The following is a 17,469-nucleotide window of genomic DNA, read 5'->3' as shown; positions in this document are numbered from 1 at the left end:
AGGCACGCGCATGGAGCTCACCACCTTCTGGTTCATCCTCATCGCCGTGCTCTGGGCCGGATACTTCCTGCTCGAGGGCTTCGACTTCGGCGTCGGCATGCTGCTGCCGGTCCTCGGCCGCGACGACCGCGAGCGCCGGCTGCTCATCAACACCATCGGCCCGGTCTGGGACGGCAACGAGGTGTGGCTCATCGTCGCCGGCGGGGCCACGTTCGCCGCGTTCCCCGAGTGGTACGCGACCCTGTTCTCCGGCTTCTACCTGCCGCTGCTGCTCATCCTCGTCGCGCTCATCCTGCGCGGGCTGGCGTTCGAATACCGCGGCAAGTCCGACGGTCCACAGTGGAAGAAGTACTGGGACTGGGCGATCATCGGCGGGAGCTTCGTGCCCGCACTGCTGTGGGGCGTCGCGTTCGGCAACATCGTGCGGGGCGTGCCGATCGGCACCGACCACGAATACGTCGGCGGCTTCTTCACCCTCCTCAACCCCTACGCGCTGCTCGGCGGCCTCACCACGACCAGCCTGTTCCTGCTGCACGGGGCCGTGTTCCTGGCCCTGAAGACCGACGGCGAGATCCGGGCGCGGGCCGGCCGGGTGGCCGTGCGGGTCGCGCTGCCGGCCGTGGTGCTGGCCGCCGGGTTCCTGCTGTGGACGCAGCTGACCCACGACGACGCCTGGGGCTGGGCGCTGTCCGGCGCGGCCGCGGTCGCACTGGTCGCGGGCGTCCTCGCGGCCCGGGCCCGGCGCGAAGGATGGGCGTTCGTCGCCACCGGCGCGACCATCGTGCTCGCGGTCGCCGCGCTGTTCGTCACGCTCTTCCCGGACGTGATGCCGACGACCCTGCCCGGCGGCGACTCGCTGACGACGACCAACGCGGCCTCCACGCCATACACGTTGAAGGTCATGACCTGGGTCGCGGTCTGCTTCACCCCGATCGTGCTGGTCTACCAGGCCTGGACCTACTGGGTGTTCCGGCGGCGGCTGCGGGTCGAGCACATCCCGGCCGGCGGGCACTGATGCGGCCCCTGGACCCGCGGCTGCTGCGCTACGCCCGGGCGACGCGCACCTTCATGGTGCTCTCCGTCGCCCTGGGCGTGGCCCTGGCCTTGCTCGTCGTCGCGCAGGCCACCCTGCTCGCTTCGTTGATCACGTTTGTGTTTCTGGAGGACGGGACTGTCGGTTGGGCTTCGGTGGCCCCGTTGGCCGTGGTCGTGCTGCTCCGCGCGGTGGTCGCGTGGGCTCAGCAGGTGGCGGCGGCCCGGGCTTCGGCCGCGGTCAAGCGGGAGCTGCGGGCCCGGCTGCTCACCCACGCCGCCGCGCTCGGTCCGGCCCTGTCGCCGCCGAGCGGGACACTGTCGGTGCTGGCGACGCGGGGGCTCGACGCGCTCGACGCCTACTTCGCGAAGTACCTGCCGCAGCTGGTCCTGGCGGTGCTCGTGCCGGTGATCGTGCTCGTCCGGCTCGCACCGGCGGACCTGGTCGCGGCCGGGACGATCGCGCTGACCCTGCCGCTGATCCCCGTGTTCATGGCCCTCGTCGGGCGGCACACCGAGGCGGCCAACCGGCGGCAGTTCCGGCTGCTGACCCGCCTCTCGCACCACTTCCTCGATGTCGTGGCCGGTCTGCCGACCCTGCGCGTGTTCGGGCGGGCCAAGCGCCAGGCCGCGGTGATCGCCGAGATCAGCGCCGAGCAGCGCCGGGTCACCATGCGCACGCTGCGGGTCGCGCTGCTGTCGTCGCTCGTGCTGGAGCTGCTGTCGACACTGTCCGTCGCGCTGGTCGCGGTCGGCATCGGGTTGCGGCTCGTCGACGGCTCGCTGGGCCTTTCGACCGCGCTGCTGGTGCTGATCCTCGCCCCGGAGGCCTACCTGCCGCTGCGCCAGGTCGGGGCCAACTACCACGCCAGCGCCGAGGGCCTGGCCGCGGCTTCGGCCGCCTTCGCCATCCTGGAGACGCCACTCCCGCCCGCCGCCCCTGCTGCTCCTGGCTCCGCCGCCGCCCCGATCCGGTTCTCGGACGTCGTCGTCACCTACCCCGGGCGTTCACCGCTGCCCGCCTTCTCGGGTGTCGTGGCGCCGGGCGAGTTCGTGGCGTTGACCGGGCCGAGCGGCGGCGGCAAGTCGACGATCCTGTCCGTGCTCATGGGCTTCGTGACCCCCGCCGCCGGCACCGTCTCGCCGCTGCCCGCGCTGCGTGAGGTGGCCTGGCTGCCGCAGCGGCCCTGGCTCGGCGCGGGCACCATCGCCGACAACATCGGCGTGGGTGCCGCGTCCCGGGACGTGGCGGCCTTGCGGTCGGCCGCGGCTCAGGCCGGTGCGTTGTCGTTCATCGAGGCGCTGCCCGACGGGTTCGACACACCGCTCGGTGACGACGGGGCGGGGCTTTCGGCGGGGCAGCGGCAGCGGATCGCCCTCGCCCGGGTGTTCCTCCGCGACGCGCCGCTCGTGCTGCTCGACGAGCCGACCGCCGGACTCGATCCGGACACCGAGGCCGAGCTGCTGGCCGCGATCCGGGCGCACGCCGCCGGGCGGACCGTCATCATGGCCGCGCACCGGCCGTCCCTGGTGGCCATCGCCGACCGGGTCATCGCGCTGCCGGCCGTGGCCGGGGTGGCGTCATGATCGGGCGGCTCGTCATCGCGCTGGTGTCCGGGGTGGCGGCGGCGCTGTGCGCGGTCGGGCTGATGGCGACATCGGCCTGGCTCATCGCGCGGGCGGCCACGCACCCGCCGGTGCTGCACCTCATGGTCGCGATCGTGGCCGTGCGGGCGTTCGGGATCGGGCGGGGCGTGCTTCGCTACGCGGAGCGGGTGACCGGGCACGACGGTGCTTTGCGGCTGCTCGGTGTGGTGCGGGTGCGTGTGTACCGGCGGCTCGAACGGCTCGCGCCCGCCGGCCTCTCCGGGTTTCGGTGCGGCGACCTGGCCGCTCGGCTCGTCGACGACGTCGAGTCGATCGTCGACCTGGTCGTGCGGGTGGCGCTGCCGCTCGCGGTGGCCGCGGTGACCGGGGTCGCCTCCGTCCTGCTGATCTGGGCCATCCTGCCCGCGGCCGGCCTCGCCCTCGCCGCTGGGGTGCTGGTCGTCGGGGTGGGGGTTCCGGTGCTGCAGTCGGCGCTGGTCCGGCGGGCCGACGCCCGGCTGGCGCCGCTGCGGGGTGCACTGGCGGCGGGGACCGTTGATCTGGTGCAGGGGCTGCCGGACCTGATCGCCTACGGGGCGGTCGACGAGGCTCTGGCGGCGCTTGATCGGACGGATCAGAAGCTGCTGGCGGCGGCCCGGCGGTCCGCCGGAGCCACGGGGGTTTCGGCGGCGGTGACTGCGCTGTGCACCGGGCTGGCCGTGCTGGCCGCATTGGTCGCGGGCGCGCTTGCCGTCCGTGGGGGGACCCTGGACGGGAAGCTGCTTGCCGTCGTCGTGCTGACGCCGCTCGCTGTCTTCGAGATCGTCGGGGGTGTGCCGGTGGCGGCTCAGCAGTGGGCGGCTGCCCGGGCCGCGCTGCGTCGGTTGTCTGAGGTTGCGGCGACGGCTGACCCGGCGCCTGATCCTGTTGGTTCTGCTGCTGCCGCTGTCGGTGGTGCGGTGCCTTCGGTTGCTCCGGCTGGACGTTTGGTGGCCCTGGGGCTTGAAGGGGTTTCGGCCGAGTGGGTGCCGGGGCGGCCGGTTGTGCGGGATGTGTCGTTCACGTTGGAGCCGGGGGCTCGGGTCGCCCTGGTCGGGCCGAGCGGGTCCGGGAAGAGCACGATCGCGTCGCTGCTCGTGCGGTGGATCGACCCCTCGGCCGGGAGGGTCACACTCGGCGGGGTCGACCTGCGACAACTGCGGGGCGACGACCTACGGCGGACCGTCGGCTACCTCGGCGACGACGCCTACCTGTTCGACACCACGATCGAGGCCAACCTGCGGATCGGCCGGCCCGACGCCACCCCGGAGCAGTTGGCCGCGGTGCTGGAGCGCGCCCGGCTGGCCGACTGGGTCCGGGGCCTGCCGTCCGGGCCGGCCACGACGGTCGGGGAGCACGGGGTCGCCGTCTCCGGCGGGCAGCGGCGGCGGATCGCCCTGGCCCGGGCCCTGCTCGCCGACTTTCCGGTGCTGGTCCTCGACGAGCCGACCGAGCACCTGGACGAGGAGACCGCGACCGCCCTCCTGCGGGACCTGATGGAAGCGACCCGCGGGCACACCGTCCTGCTGATCACCCACAGGCCGGACGCGCGTGAGTACGTCGACACGATCATCTCCCTCGCACCCGGTTCGCCGGCCGCCGATTCGCCTTCGGCCGGTTCGCCCGCATCTGGTTCGCCCGCGGTGGGCCTGCCCGCGGTGGGTTCACCTGCGGTGGGCTCGTTTTCGGTCGGTTCGTTTTCGGCGGATTCGGAAGGTGGTGAGGTCCATGGGCACACTGCGTTCGCTGGGGCGGCGACGGTGTCTTGAACTGCTCGCATCGGTGCCGATGGGCCGGGTGGTGTTCACCGACCACGCCCTGCCGGCCATCCGCCCCGTCAACCACCTGCTCGACGGCGAGACGATCATCATCCGCAGCGCCCTCGGCCACGGCCTGGCGTCGGCCGCGACGGCCCACGGCTCGCTCGTCGTCGCCTACGAGGTCGACGAGATCGACGCAACCGCCCGGTCCGGCTGGAGCGTCGTCGTCACCGGCACCGCCCGCCTGATCCTGGCCGAGGACCGCCTCCGCTACTACGAAAGCGTCCTCCACCCCTGGGTCGACGAACCGATGAACTGCGTGATCGGCATCGACTGCGACCTGGTCAGCGGCTTCGAGCTCGTCGTCGAATTACCGATTACCGGCAATACGTCAATCCGCTAAACCGCCCCGCCCACGCCACGGTCACGCCCCCGCCCACGTCCGCGCTCACGCCCCCGCCCCGAGCACGTCCGCGCTCACGCCCACGCTCCCGGTCGCCCTCACGCCCACGCTCTCACGCCCACCGCCACCGTGCCGCTTTCGCCCCGTGCCGCGACCATGCCTGGGTCACAGCCCGCTCACGTTGACGGTCGACGCATTGTGCGATGTGGCCATTCCCGGATGTGGCTACGGCTGGTTGCCCTCGTGCGGGTCCCGGGGGTTTCGTGACCTATGGCCCTGCCGCGGTTCTCGGGCGGCCGCGATGGTTGAGAGCAGCACAGCTCAACCCGCCGAAGGAGACCGTCATGAACCACGACCTGCGTGCCGAGCTCGACCTGGTGGCCGAGGCGTCGATCGCGGCGCTCCGGGCGCCCTCGATCCTCAACAGCCAGCCCTGGCGCTGGCGGCTCAACGGCGACCAGGCCGAGCTGTGGGCGGACCGGTCCCGGCAGCTCACCGGGCTCGACCCGGACGGGCGGCTGCTGCTGCTCAGCTGCGGTGCGGCGCTGAACCACGCGGTCGTCACCCTGCGGGCGGCGGGCTACTCGGCCGCCGTCGGGCGCCGGCCCGACCCGGCGCACCCCGACCTGGTCGCCCGGTTCGGCCGCGGCGAGTGCGTCGCCGCCGATGCCCTGGCCGAGGCGATCGAGCGGCGGCACACCGACCGGCGGCCCTTCGGCGACGAGCGGCCCGGCGAGGCGGTGCTGGAGGAGCTGCGGGAGGTGGCCGGGCGGCACGGGGTACACCTGCAGATCATCCGGGACGAGCAGGTGACCGCGTTCGCGGCCGCCGTCGCCCACGCCGGTGAGATCGAGCGCGACGACGCGCGGTTCCGGACCGACCTGCGCACCTGGACAAACCGGGCACACGGCGACGGTGTCACGGGCCAGAGTGTCGTCGCGACCACGCGGCGGACCGTCGCGCCGCGGGACTTCGCGCTCAAGGCCGGGCTGGCCGCCGGCACCGGAACCGACCGCGGCACCGTCTACGCGCTCTTCGTCACCGACGGCGACGAGCCCCGGGACTGGCTGGCGGCGGGGGAGGCGCTCTCCGAGGTGTGGCTGACACTCACCGCCCGGGGACTGGCCGCCTCGCCGATCAGCGAGGTCGTCGAGGTCCCCGGCGTACGCCTCGCGCTGCGGCGCCTCCTGGGTGGCGTCGGCAACCCGGCGGTCGCGATGCGGATCGGGGTACCGGTGCAGGAAACCCGGCCACCGGCCACCCCCCGCCGCTCCCCGTCGGCCACACTCACCGCCGGCTGAACCTCGTCGCCGTCGCCGGGTAGCTTCGTGGGGTGACACTGGCGGGGCGGATGCGGCAGCGGCTCGGGGTGCGGATGCGCTCCGCGCTCGCCGCGTCGGCCGTCGTCGCCGTCGCGTCCGTGTTCACCGGGATCGCGTTCGTCGTCGCGGCCCGGGTCATCCTCACCCGCAACGTCGACCAGGACACCGGCGACCGGGCCGCGCAGGTGGCGGGCGCCCTCGACGACGACGCCGCGCTCGCCGCGATGATGCGACCCTCGCTGCGTGACCGGACCGTCGTGCAGGTCCTCGACGCCGGCGGGCACGTGCTGCGGGCCTCCGCCCTCATCACCGGTGCCCAGCCCATCTCGCCGCTGCGGCCGGATCCGGGGCAGCGGCGGCTGGAGCAGCGGGAACTGCCGGTGTCGAAGGACGTCACGTTCCGGATCACGGCGCTGGGCGTGGCCACCGCGGCCGGGCCGCGGATCGTGCTCGTGGGCCAGTCGATCGACGAGATCGACGAGGGTACCGAGGCCGCGGTCGGCGCCCTCGCCGTCGGGCTGCCGCTGCTCACGGTGATCGTGGGCGTGGCCACCTTCCTGTTCGTGGGGCGGTCCCTGCGCCCGGTGGACGCGATGCGCCGCCAGGCCGAGACGATCACCGGGCGCAACCTGCACACCCGGCTGCCCGTACCGCCGACCGCCGACGAGATCGCCGCGCTCGCCGTGACCATGAACACGATGCTCGACCGCATCGAGGCGGCCACCGAGGCCCAGCGCCGGTTCGTGGCCGACGCCTCACACGAGCTGCGCAGCCCCCTGTCGACGGTCGTGGCCGGCTTGGACCTGGTCGGCGACGGGCCGCACGTCACCCGCATGCGGCGGGAGAGCGAACGGATGGCCCGGCTCATCGCCGACCTGCTGCTGCTCGCCCGCGTCGACGAGAACGGCCTGCAGCTGCGCCGCTCCGACGTCGACCTCGACGACCTGGTGTACCTGGAGCGGGAGCGGCTGGCCCTGGAGCGGCCGGGGCTGCGGGTCACGACCTGGGCGTCGCCGGTCCGGGTCAGCGGCGACCCGCACCACCTGCAGCGGGTTCTGCGCAACCTGGTGGACAACGCGGCCCGCTACGCGGCGGGTGCGGTGGTGCTGACGACCGCCCTGAACGCCGGCTGCGGCGAGGTGACGGTCGCCGACGACGGCCCCGGCGTACCCGTCGCGCAGCGGGACCGGATCTTCGACCGGTTCGTGCGGCTCGACGACGACCGGTCGCGCTCCGGCGGCGGCACGGGCCTGGGTCTGGCCATCGCCCGGGACATCGTGATCGCGCACGGCGGCACCCTGACCGTGGAGGAGTCCCCGACCGGCGGGGCGCTGCTGCGGCTGCGGCTGCCGCTGGAGTCCTCAGATCCCGGCCCCGGCGGCCGATCTCCCGGACGGGATGAGGTCTCGTAGCGGCGGATGGACGGTGGCGCGCCTGCTCGCCGCCGGATACCTGCTGGCCATCGGCGGTCTGCTGCTCGTGGGCGGCTCGGCGTACGTCCGCATCGGCGAGCTCCTCGACGCTCGGGCCGGGGTCGAGGCCCGGCACGCGATCGTCGACGACCTCGACGTGCTGAGCGACGAGCTCCAGGACGCCGAGCGCGGGCAGCGCGGGTACGTCATCACCGGCAACGAGGAGTACCTCGCTCCCTACAACCGCGCGGTCACGACGATCCCGGCCACGCTGCGGCGGCTGCAGTCCCTCAGCGGCGCCGACGCGCTGACCGCGCCCGTGCACGACAAGCTGGCCGAGCTCGCGGAGACGATCGAGCTGCGCCGGACCCAGGGGTTCGAGGCCGCCCAGGGGGTGGTGGACAGCGACCGCGGGGCCCGGGACATGACCTCCATCGAAGGCACGCTGGAGGCGATGCGGGCCGACCAGGAGCGCAAACTCGCGGCCGACCAGCGCGAGACGGAGGCGTCCGCGGCCGCGACCCGGTGGTCCATCCTCGGCGTCGCGCTCGGCACCGCGCTGATCACCGCGTTCGGGGCTTGGTGGGCGACCCGGGCCGTGTGCCGGCCGATCGCCGCCGTCACCGCGGCCGCCCGCCGGGTCGCCACCGGCGAGCTCGTCGCGCCCGTCGCGGGTGGTCCGGCGGCCCGCCGGGGCCCGGCCGAGCTGGCCGAGATGGCCGACGCCGTCGACGAGGCGACCCGGGTCGTGCTGCACGCCCGCGACGAGGCGATGGCCGCGACCCAGGCCAAGTCCGCGTTCCTGGCCACGATGAGCCACGAGATCCGCACCCCGATGAACGCCGTCATCGGCATGACCGGCCTGCTGCTGGACACCGACCTGAGCGCCGAGCAGCGCGACCTGGCCGCCACCGTGCGCGACAGCGGCGAGGCCCTCCTCGCGATCATCAACGACATCCTCGACTTCTCCAAGATCGAGGCGGGCCAGCTGGAGCTCGAGGACGCCGTGTTCGACCTGCGCGAGTGCGTCGACAGCGCCCTCGCGCTCGTGGCGATGCCGGCCGCGGACAAGGGCCTCGAGCTCGTCGCCGACGTCGCCGACAGCCCGCCGCTGTGCGGTGACGTCACGCGGCTGCGCCAGATCCTGGTCAACCTGCTGTCGAACGCGGTCAAGTTCACGTCCAGCGGCGAGGTCATCGTCGCCGGCTCCGGTGCCCTCGAGGGCGCCGGCATCCGGATCACCCTGGCCGTGACCGACAGCGGCATCGGGATCCCGCCCGACCGGATGGACCGGCTGTTCCGGTCGTTCAGCCAAGTGGACGCGTCGACGACCAGGACGTACGGCGGAACAGGTCTAGGTCTTGCGATCAGCCGCCGGCTGGCCCGCGCCATGGGCGGTGATTTGACCGTCACCAGCCGGCCGGGCGAAGGCTCCACGTTCACCGTCACCGCCCGGCTGCGGGTCTCGCCCACGCCACCGCCGCACAGCGTCGCGCTCAGCGACCTGACCGGCCGGCGCGCCCTCATCGTCGACGACAACGCCGCGAACCGCCGGGTCCTGCGCGCCCAGCTCACCGGCTGGGGCATGGAGTGCACCGCCGCCGAGTCCGCGGACGAGGCCCTCACGCTGGCCGCCGCCGAACCGTTCGACGTCGCCCTCCTCGACATGCACATGCCCGACACCGACGGCGCCGACCTGGCCGCCCGCCTCCGCCCGCTGACCGGCATGCCACTCATCCTGCTCAGCAGCGTCAACGCCCACGCCGAACGCGACCGCCTGCAGTGCTTCGCCGCCATCCTCACCAAGCCCGCCCGCGCCGCCGCCCTGCAGTCCGCCCTGGCGCGCGTGCTGGACGGCCCGCGGGAGTCAGCCACAACCGAAGATGCTTCGGTGGTACAGCCTGTGCGTGCGCTGCGCATCCTGGTCGCCGAGGACAACCAGGTGAACCAGACGGTGGCCACGATGATGCTGGCCAAGCTCGGTCACCGGGCCGACGTGGCCGCCAACGGGGCGGAGGCCTTGGCAGCGGTCCGCCGGGTCACGTACGACGTCGTCCTCATGGACGTCCAGATGCCCGTCCTGGACGGCCTCGACGCCACCCGCCGCATCCGCGCCGAACTCCCACCCGACCGCCAGCCCCACATCATCGCGTTGACGGCGAGCGCCCTGATCGAGGACCGCGCCGCCTGCGAGGCCGCCGGCATGGACGACTACCTGACCAAGCCCATGCGCCCCACCGACTTGGCCACAGCTCTTGGCACCTACACGGCGTCGCACCCGCAGCCGGCTTCGTCCTCTGTTGCTTCGGCCGCTTCGCCCGCTGCTCCTTCCTCTGTTTCTTCCGCTTCGGAGCCGTCTTTGGAAGGCGACATCCGGGCCCGGATTCGGGAGCTCACCGACGACGACCCGTCGCCGCAGGAGCTGGAGCTCGTGCGGCGGGTGCTAATTTCGTTCTGTACCAAGGCCCCGGACACCATGGTCCGGCTCGCGGACGCGGTCGGCGACGGCGATTCGGCGGCCGCGGTCGGGGCTGCGCACACCTTGACCGGCGCGGCCGGCAATGTCGGTGCCGCCGTCCTGGCCAAGCTCAGCAGCGAGTTCGAAACGCAGGCGCGGGCCGGTCTCCCGGATGATGCGGCCGCCACGCTGGACCAGCTGCGGCACGAGCTGGACCGGGTGGTGGCCGCGGTGACGACGGTCCGCGAGCAACTCGGCCGCGACTGAGCCGCTCGCCGGAATGCTTTGCCACGACTCTTTGCCGCGACGCTGTTGCCGCCATTTTCTGTCGTACCCGGGGTCTATGGTCTGGGTCATGGATCAGCGAATCGCTTGCACCGCAACGCTTCTACGTCGCCCGGCTCGGGGTGCGTCACCGCTCGGGCTCCGGCGACTCACGCAATGCCCGAAGGCTCCTCCGCTGGTGCCCGACGACGCCCTGACGCCCACTGGCCGCCGCCGCCATCTTCGCTGGACCTCGGACGGCGAAGAGGGGTGCCGCACAGGCTAGCCGGCGCGGTCGCGCTGGCCGCCGTGGCGGGTGTCGCCGGCTGGCCAAGACGACCCGCATCGCGTTCACGGGCCGAGCCGCGGTGCAGGGCGGGCGGCTCAGAAGCCCATGACGGGGACGGACTCGACGGCGCTCCAGGCCAGGGCGCCCACGGTGCAGGCGGTTACGGCGACGATGGCGTAGACGGTCCACCCGCGGGCCTCGCGGCGGCGGGCGAACGACCAGGTGGCGACGGCGATGCCGGCCGCGGCTTGGAGCATGCCCTCGGTCAGGCCCGTGCGGCCGTAGTTCCCGGCGGCCAGCAGTGACGTCACGATGGCGATGCCCGCACCGGAGAGGAGGCCGCACGCGACACCGGCGGCGATGGCGGCCCGGCGCGCCTTGTCCGTGCGCACGGCGTGAGCGAGCGGTCCGAGGAGTGCACCACCGGCGATGGAAAGGAGCATCCAGTATGCGAACGCCCTGAACAGCGGCCCGAACTCACCACCCGGCCGAAACCCGCCGGGCAGGTTGAGCCAGTAGTAGCAGCCGGTGGCGGTACACAGCACGATGACCGCCGCGGCCGCCGCCCCGCGCCGGGTGCGGGCCGGAAACGCCGCCACGAACGCCGCACACCCCCACGCGAACCCGGTGCTGGCCACGAACTGCAGCACCGTACGCAGCGTGCCGTCCACGAGATCCGCACAGAAGGAGGCGATACCGAGCGCAACGCCCGCAGCCAACGGCCACCCGATACCGATCCGCTGCCGAGCCGAAGACGCCCCGCCGTGGGACTCCACCATGCCCCAATGATCCAACCGCCAGTCAATCCGCGCCGCCCCTTCCCCAGAAACCGCCCCGCCCGCCCGTTCCGCCCCGCCCACGCGTTCGGCTTTGCGTGCGCGTTCCGCCCCGCCCATGCGTTCGGCTTGCGTGCGTGTTCGGCTTGCGTGTGCGTGTTCCGCTTTGCGTGCGTGTTCGGCTTGTGTGGTCGTTCGGCCTGCGTGCGTGTTCGGCTTGCGTATGCGCGTTTCGCCCCGCCCGTGCGTGTTCGGCTTTGCGTGTGCGTTCGGCTTGTGAGCGTGTTCCGCCCCGCCCGCACCCGCAGGCTGGTCCAGTGTCCGCCTGCGTCCGCGCCGGTTTCGCTTGCGCCGCCTGCGCCCGCACGTCCGACGCGCCTGACCGCATCCGCGCCGCCCGCATCCGTGCCGCTCGCGTCCGTGCCGGTCTCGCTTGCGCCGCCTGCGCCCGCACGTCCGACGCGCCTGACGGCATCCGTGCCGCTCGCATCCGTGCCGCTCGCGTCCGTGCCGCTCGCGTCCGTGCCGCTCGCATCCGTGCCGCTCGCGTCCGTGCCGGTCTCGCTTGCGCCGCCTGCGCCCGCACGTCCGACGCGCCTGACGGCATCCGTGCCGCTCGCGTCCGTGCCGGTCTCGCTTGCGCCGCCTGCGCCCGCACGTCCGACGCGCCTGACGGCATCCGCGCCGCCCGCATCCGCGCCGCTCGCATCCGTGCCGCTCGCGTCCGTGCCGGTCTCGCTTGCGCCGCCTGCGCCCGCACGTCCGACGCGCCGGCCCGCGTCCGTGCGTCTGCGATCGCTCGTGTGCCTTGTTGATGTGGGCCGCGCTTCGGGTTCGCTTTGCGGGGCGTGTTGGCGAAATGGGCTTGGCAACGACGTGAAGGCTGGTGTGGCGGGTGTTGGGGGAGGAGTGGCGATCGGGGGTGTGGGCGAGGGTGCTGGAGGTCCCGGGGTGGACGGGACCAATGTCCCTGTTCGGGAGGGGCGGGACTGGGAAAAGTGGGACGGGTGCACGGATCTTGCCCGAACCACTGTGAGTGGAGAGCACGATGAGCGCAACGGAGACGGGACTGGTTCGCGGGCGGTTGCGGGTTGCCATGCTCGCGTTGGCCACTGTTGGGTTCGCGGTCAATTTTTGGGCCTGGGCGTTGCTCAGTCCGCTGGCGCCCAAGTTCAAAGATGCGCTGCACCTCAGCTCGTTTCAGCAGGCGCTGCTGGTCGCCGTGCCCGTGGTTGTCGGGTCGCTCGGGCGGATTCCGGTCGGGGCGCTCACGGACCGGTACGGCGGGCGGGTCATGTTTCCGCTCGTCTCGCTGATCACGATCGTCCCGGTGCTCTTCCTTGGGCTGTCGGGGCACACCTCGCTGGCCGGGCTGCTCGTCGGCGGGTTCTTCCTCGGCATCGGCGGGACGACGTTCGCGGTCGGGGTGCCGTTCGTCAACAACTGGTTTCCGCCGGAGCGGCGAGGGCTGGCTACCGGGATCTTCGGCGCCGGCATGGGCGGGACGGCCATCAGCGCCCTCACGACCGTCAAGCTCGTCAACGCCGGCTCCACCGCGACGCCGTTCGTCGTCACCGCGATTGTTTTGGCCGTCTACGCCGTGCTCGCATGGCTGATCCTGCGGGACGCGCCCGGGCGGGCCGTCCCGGCCCAGCCGCTCCGCCAGCGCCTCGCCGCCGCCGTCAAGCTTCGTATCACCTGGCAGGCCTCGGTGCTGTACGCGGTGGCGTTCGGCGGGTACGTCGCGTTCTCGGTCTACCTGCCGGCGTACCTGAAGACCGCCTACGGACTGGCCCAGGCCGACGCGGCCAACCGGATGGCCGGGTTCGTCATCCTCGCGGTCGTGATGCGGCCCGTCGGCGGCTGGCTGTCGGACCGCTTCGCCGCGTCCCGGGTCCTCGCCGTCGCGCTGGCCGTCGTCGCCGCCGGCGCGGTCGTGCAGGCCTTCACACCGGGCCTCGCACCACTCGGTACCATCGCGTTCCTCTCCATGGCCGCCGCCCTCGGGACCGGCAGCGGGGCCACCTTCGCCCTCGTGGCGCAGCGGGCGCCGCAGAACATGGTCGGCTCCGTCACCGGGGTCGTCGGCGCCGCCGGCGGGCTCGGCGGGTTCGTGCCGCCGCTGGTCATGGGGGTCGTCTACGAGCAGTACGGCTCCTACGCGATCGGTCTGGCCGCGCTGGCCGTCGTCGCGCTCGGAGCGCTCGCGCTCACCGTGACCGCCGTCGCCGCCGCGTCGGCCGCGCGCCCGGGGCGGACGGCCGCCAGTGTGTGAGTACTGCGGCAACCTCATCGGGGACGTGCCGGCCGCGCCGGGGAACCTCGGGCCGCCCGGCTGGGAGGCCGTCGAGCAGGGTCGGGCCGGGTCGGCAGCAATGTGTGAGAAGGAGTCGTGACCGTGGCTGGCCGCAACAAAAACGCCGGAAACAAGAACGCCGGAAACAAGAACGCCGGAAACAAGGACGTCGGGCTGGATGACGGGCTCACCGACGCGCTGGTGTCCACGCGCCGGTACTTCACGAAGGGTGAGGTGTCCGCGGACCTGCGCACGCTGCACCAGATCGGCGGGCGCCAGGCCGACGTGTTCTACCGGGACCGCTGGTCGCACGACAAGGTGGTCCGCTCGACGCACGGCGTGAACTGCACCGGGTCGTGCTCCTGGAAGGTGTACGTCAAGGACGGCATCATCACCTGGGAGTCCCAGCAGACCGACTACCCGAGCGTGGGCCCGGACCGCCCGGAGTACGAGCCGCGCGGCTGTCCCCGCGGCGCCGCCTTCTCCTGGTACACCTACTCGCCGACCCGCGTGCGCTACCCCTACGTCCGCGGCGTGCTGCTGGAACTGTTCCGGGAGGCCAAGCGGCAGCACGGCGGCGACCCGGTCGCGGCCTGGGCCGACATCGTGTCGGACCCGGAGAAGGCCCGCCGCTACAAGTCCGTGCGCGGCAAGGGCGGCCTGGTCCGGGCCAGCTGGGACGAGGCCGTCGAACTGGTCGCGGCCGCGCACGTGCACACCATCGAGGCGTTCGGCCCGGACCGGCTCGCCGGGTTCTCGCCGATCCCGGCGATGTCCATGGTGTCGCACGCCGCCGGGGCCCGGTTCTACAACCTCATCGGCGGCTCGATGCTGTCGTTCTACGACTGGTACGCGGACCTGCCCGTCGCGTCACCGCAGATGTTCGGCGACCAGACCGACGTGCCCGAGTCCGGCGACTGGTGGGACGCCGGCTACCTGATCATGTGGGGCTCGAACCTGCCGGTGACGAGGACCCCGGACGCGCACTGGATGGCCGAGGCCCGCTACCGCGGCCAGAAGGTCATCGCCGTCGCGCCCGACTACGCCGACAACGTCAAGTTCGCCGACGAGTGGCTGCCGGCCCAGCCCGGCACCGACGGCGCCCTGGCGATGGCCATGGGCCACGTGGTGCTCAAGGAGTTCTTCGTCGACCGGCCGGTCCCGTACTTCACCGACTACGTCCGCCGCTACACCGACCTGCCGTTCCTGGTCGTCCTGGACGACGCGGGTGACGGCACCTACAGGCCCGGCAAGATGCTCACCGCGGCCGACCTGCCCGGCGCCCTCGCCGAGACGGAGCACGCCGCGTTCAAGACGGTGCTCCTCGACGACGACGGCACACCCGTGGTCCCCAACGGCTCGCTCGGCTTCCGCTACGGCGAGGCCGGGGCCGGCAAGTGGAACCTCGACCTCGGCGATGTGAGCCCGCGACTGTCCTGTGCCGGCGGCGAGGCCGTCGAGATCGAGCTGCCCCGCTTCGACACACCGAGCGGTGCGGCCGCGCCCGTGCGCCGCGGCGTGCCCTGCCGGCGGATCGGTGAGCACCTCGTGACGACGGTGTTCGACCTGCTGCTGGCCCAGTACGGAGTAGGGCGGGACGGGCTGCCCGGGCAGTGGCCGAGCGGCTACGACGACGCCGGCTCGCCCTACACCCCGGCCTGGCAGGAGACCATCACCGGCGTGCCCGCGGCGGCCGCGGCCCGCATCGCCCGGGAGTTCGCGGCCAACGCCGAGGAAACCAAGGGCCGCTCGATGATCATCATGGGGGCCGGGACCAACCACTGGTTCCACTCCGACACGATCTACCGCTCGTTCCTGACCCTGACCACGCTCACCGGGTGCCAGGGCGTCAACGGCGGCGGCTGGGCGCACTACGTCGGCCAGGAGAAGGTGCGCCCGATCACCGGCTACAGCGTGCTGGGGACGGCGTCCGACTGGTCCCGGCCCGGCCGTCAGATGATCCAGACGGCTTATTGGTACCTCCACACGAACCAGTATCGCTACGACCCGTTCTCGGCGGCCACGCTCACCGGCAGTACCAATGGAAGCGTCTTTGCTGGTAAAAGCACTGCCGACCTGATCGCCGCGTCGGCCCGGATGGGTTGGATGCCGTCGTTCCCGCAGTTCGACCGCAACCCGCTGCATCTGGCCGACGAGGCCGCCGCGGCCGGGAAGCCGGTCGCCGAGCACGTCGTCGACGAGCTCAAGTCCGGGCGGCTGCGCTTCGCGTGCGAGGACCCGGACGCGCCGGAGAACTTCCCGCGGGTGCTGACCGTCTGGCGGGCCAACCTGCTCGGCTCGTCGGCGAAGGGCAACGAGTATTTTCTGCGGCACCTGCTCGGGACCGACCACGCCGTGCGGGCCACGGAGGCGCCGCCCGAGGCCCGGCCCCGCGACCTCGTGTGGCGGGACGAGGCGCCGACCGGGAAGCTGGACCTGCTGCTGTCGCTGGACTTCCGGATGACCTCGACGACGGTGTACTCCGACGTCGTCCTGCCGGCCGCGACCTGGTATGAGAAGCACGACCTGAACACGACCGACATGCACCCGTTCGTGCACTCGTTCAACCCGGCCATCGCGCCGCCGTGGCAGACCCGCACCGACTGGGACGCGTTCATGTCCATCGCGAAGGCGTTCAGCAGCCTCGCGGCCGGGCGGCTCGGCAAGCGCACGGACCTCGTCACGGCCCCGCTGTTGCACGACACCCCGGACGAACTCGCCTACCCGCACGGCCGGGTCGTCGACTGGAAGGCCGGCGAGTGCGAGCCGATCCCGGGCCGCACGATGCCGAAGCTCATCCCGGTCGAGCGGGACTACGGTGCGATCGCCGAGAAGATGGCCTCGCTCGGCCCGCTGCTCGACACGCTCGGTGCGACCACGAAGGGGGTCACGTTCCGGGTCGAGCGCGAGCTGGAGTACCTGCGGCACAAGAACGGCGTCGCGCCCAACGGGCGTCCCTCGATCGCCCGGGACGTGCAGGCTTGTGAGGCCATCCTGGCTCTGAGCGGTACCACCAATGGGCATCTGGCAACGCAGGGCTTCAAACAGCTCGAACGCCAGACCGGACAGCGGCTGGCCGACCTGGCCGCCGAGCACGAGGGCAAGCAGATCACGTTCGCCGACACCCAGTCGCGGCCCACGCCCGTCATCACGTCGCCGGAGTGGTCGGGCTCGGAGGCCGGCGGCCGGCGGTACTCCCCGTTCGTCATCAACGTCGAACGCCTCAAGCCCTGGCACACGCTGACCGGCCGGCAGCACTTCTACCTGGACCACGACTGGATGGCCGAGCTCGGCGAGTGGCTGCCGACCTACCGGCCGCCGCTGAACATGCAGGCGCTCTTCGGCGAACCGGCCGTCGGGAACCAGGGCGAACTGGGCATCACGGTGCGGTACCTCACCCCGCACAACAAGTGGTCGATCCACTCGGAGTATCAGGACAACCTGTTCATGCTCTCGCTGTCGCGCGGCGGCCAGACGATCTGGATGTCCAAAGAGGACGCCGCGAAGATCGGGGTGCACGACAACGACTGGATCGAGGCCGTCAACCGCAACGGTGTCGTCGTCGCCCGGGCCATCGTGTCGCACCGCATGCCGGAGGGGACCGTCTACATGCACCACGCCCAGGACCGGCTCATCGACGTGCCCCGGACCGAGACCAACGGCCGGCGCGGCGGCATCCACAACTCCCTGACCCGGCTGCTCATCAAGCCGTCGCACCTGATCGGCGGCTACGCCCAGCTGTCGTTCGCGTTCAACTACCTGGGCCCGACCGGCAACCAGCGCGACGAGGTCACCGTGATCCGCCGCCGCTCGCAGGATGTGGAGTACTGA

General features: G+C 72.4%; 10 protein-coding genes. 9 read left to right on the top strand and 1 reads right to left on the bottom strand.

Annotated features, from left to right (window positions below; all coding sequences use genetic code 11):
* Nucleotides 1–10: 10 nt before the first annotated feature.
* The 7 genes from cydB (at nt 11) to ACIA8L_RS20120 (ending at nt 10,280) form a co-directional block, all read left to right on the top strand.
* Entirely contained in the window at nt 11–1,015 is a 1,005-nt protein-coding gene (gene cydB / locus ACIA8L_RS20150) for a cytochrome d ubiquinol oxidase subunit II (protein WP_395906564.1), read from the top strand.
* On the top strand, nt 1,015–2,619 hold the full coding sequence (gene cydD / locus ACIA8L_RS20145) for a thiol reductant ABC exporter subunit CydD (protein ID WP_395906562.1): 1,605 nt from the start codon (nt 1,015–1,017) through the stop codon (nt 2,617–2,619). Before cydB ends, cydD begins: the two co-directional genes overlap by 1 nt.
* Nucleotides 2,616–4,427, top strand: a complete 1,812-nt coding sequence (cydC, locus tag ACIA8L_RS20140) for a thiol reductant ABC exporter subunit CydC (protein ID WP_395906560.1) — start codon at nt 2,616–2,618, stop codon at nt 4,425–4,427. The genes cydD and cydC overlap by 4 nt, the downstream gene beginning before the upstream one ends.
* Complete coding sequence (locus ACIA8L_RS20135) at nt 4,387–4,821, top strand: pyridoxamine 5'-phosphate oxidase family protein (protein ID WP_395906559.1); 435 nt, start codon at nt 4,387–4,389, stop codon at nt 4,819–4,821. Before cydC ends, ACIA8L_RS20135 begins: the two co-directional genes overlap by 41 nt.
* A gap of 344 nt (nt 4,822–5,165) precedes the next feature.
* Complete coding sequence (locus ACIA8L_RS20130; RefSeq protein WP_395906557.1) at nt 5,166–6,122, top strand: Acg family FMN-binding oxidoreductase; 957 nt, start codon at nt 5,166–5,168, stop codon at nt 6,120–6,122.
* Nucleotides 6,123–6,154: 32 nt separating this feature from the next.
* On the top strand, nt 6,155–7,555 hold the full coding sequence (locus ACIA8L_RS20125; protein ID WP_395906555.1) for a sensor histidine kinase: 1,401 nt from the start codon (nt 6,155–6,157) through the stop codon (nt 7,553–7,555).
* 13 nt (nt 7,556–7,568) lie between these two features.
* Nucleotides 7,569–10,280 carry a response regulator gene (locus tag ACIA8L_RS20120; RefSeq protein ID WP_395906553.1) on the top strand — a complete coding sequence of 904 codons (2,712 nt, stop codon included), beginning with the start codon at nt 7,569–7,571 and terminating at the stop codon, nt 10,278–10,280.
* A gap of 381 nt (nt 10,281–10,661) precedes the next feature.
* Here the strand turns inward: ACIA8L_RS20120 and ACIA8L_RS20115 are convergent, their stop codons facing one another.
* On the bottom strand, nt 10,662–11,345 hold the full coding sequence (locus ACIA8L_RS20115; protein ID WP_395906551.1) for a DUF6518 family protein: 684 nt from the start codon (nt 11,343–11,345) through the stop codon (nt 10,662–10,664).
* Nucleotides 11,346–12,438: 1,093 nt separating this feature from the next.
* On the opposite strand from ACIA8L_RS20115, the gene ACIA8L_RS20110 reads away from it, so the two are divergent.
* Nucleotides 12,439–13,617 (top strand): MFS transporter, encoded by a 1,179-nt coding sequence (locus tag ACIA8L_RS20110; protein ID WP_395908038.1) that lies wholly within the window; start codon nt 12,439–12,441, stop codon nt 13,615–13,617.
* Nucleotides 13,618–13,836: 219 nt separating this feature from the next.
* On the top strand, nt 13,837–17,469 hold the full coding sequence (locus ACIA8L_RS20105; protein ID WP_395908035.1) for a nitrate reductase subunit alpha: 3,633 nt from the start codon (nt 13,837–13,839) through the stop codon (nt 17,467–17,469).

It is taken from the genome of Dactylosporangium sp. NPDC051541 (assembly GCF_044454505.1).
In the GTDB taxonomy this organism is placed as follows: Bacteria; Actinomycetota; Actinomycetes; order Mycobacteriales; family Micromonosporaceae; genus Dactylosporangium.
Note: the sequence above shows the minus strand (reverse complement) of the source record. Positions and strands in the feature narration are given on the sequence as shown.